1 protein-coding gene is annotated in these 1,507 nt (G+C 65.3%); it reads left to right on the top strand.

Annotation, left to right across the window (positions count from 1 at the left end; all coding sequences use genetic code 11):
* Positions 1-110 precede the first annotated feature (110 nt).
* Complete coding sequence (locus ACSBQT_RS17835; protein WP_410711491.1) at positions 111-1,484, top strand: YibE/F family protein; 1,374 nt, start codon at positions 111-113, stop codon at positions 1,482-1,484.
* Positions 1,485-1,507 lie beyond the last annotated feature (23 nt).

Genomic DNA, 1,507 nt, shown 5'->3' with positions numbered 1-1,507 from the left:
AGGTAGTTCTGATGATGACTGGCCGCCTCGGTGAGCACCAGCCTCCATCCCGCCCTGGTCGACCGCCCCGCATCATTCCGGTCAGCCGTCCCTGAAGGACCGCCATGCATATGACGTCCCAGCACGAGCCGAAGGCCTCGCCGAAGGTTCGCCTGATCATGCTCGCCTGCCTCATCCCGCTCATCGTCGTCACGATCGTCGGACTGTTCGTGCTGTGGCCGTCGGGGCCCGACAAGGACCTGCCCGGTGGCGGGCCGACGACGAACACGGCCGAGGGGATCACCGATACGAAGGTCACCGTCACCGCCGTCGATGCTTCGGACTGCGACCCGGGGGAGACGGACCCGATGGTCCGCGCCGACTGCACGACGTACACCGTGGAGGCGAACGGGCAGGAAGGCAGCCTCTACGTCACCCCCGACGCGCTCAAAGCCGGCGTCGACGTAGGGGACAGGATCAAGGTCCTCGACTTCACGCAGTCACCGGATCGGGCGGAGATGGGCACCGACTATGTGTTCATCGATTTCGATCGCAACGTCCCGATGCTCACCTTGGCGATCGTCTACGCGATCGTCGTCCTCCTCGTCGCCGGTCTGCGGGGACTGCGTGCACTGATCGGACTCGGATTCGCCGGTGCTGTGCTGTTCGTCTTCATGCTCCCGGCGATGCTCGACGGCAAACCGCCGGTGCTGGTGGCGATGGTCTCGGCGAGCCTGATCATGGTCATCGCGCTCTACCTGGCACACGGAATCTCGACGCGGACGTCGACGGCGCTGTTCGGAACGGTGCTCGGCATCGTCATCACCGGCATCCTCGGCGCGTGGATGACGTCCTGGGCGAATCTGGGGATCGCCTACTCGGAGGACGGGTACCTGCTGGTCGATACGACCGATCTGGGGATGACCGACATCATCGTGTGCGCAATCCTCATCACCGGGCTCGGAGTGCTCAACGACGTCACGATCACACAGGCCTCGGCGGTGTGGGAGCTGGCAGCCGCTGCCCCCGAGATGAAACCCGGTCAGCTGTTCTCTCGGGCGATGCGCATCGGGCGTGACCATATCGCCTCGACGGTCTATACGATCACGTTCGCGTATGTGGGCTCGGCGCTGATGACGCTCATCATCGTCTCCGCGCACGATCAGCCGCTGTTCGACACGTTCACTCTCGGGGACATGTCGGTCGAGGTGGTGAGCATCCTCGTGTGCTCGATCGGTCTGGTCATCGCGATTCCGCTGACGACCGGACTCGGTGTCCTCGTGGTGAAATCGGGAGTGCGCCCACCGAGGCGGCCCACCGGGTCCGCGAGTGCGTCCGTGCCGGCAGCGCCGAGCAGAGAGACGAGCGAACTTGCACCGGACGAGGCATCCGAGGCAACGGCCGGAGCCGCGGAAGAACGCACAGGACCAGCACCCACCGACCCAACGGAGGTGCTGCCGCCGCTGACCCGTCGCGAGGCCCGTGAACGTGACCAGAACCGCTGAACTTCGCCCCGGAACTACCTGAC

It is taken from the genome of Brevibacterium sp. H602 (genome assembly GCF_051172395.1).
GTDB lineage: Bacteria > Actinomycetota > Actinomycetes > Actinomycetales > Brevibacteriaceae > Brevibacterium.
The sequence above is the reverse complement of the archived record's forward strand: the minus strand, read 5'-3'. Positions and strand labels throughout refer to the sequence as shown.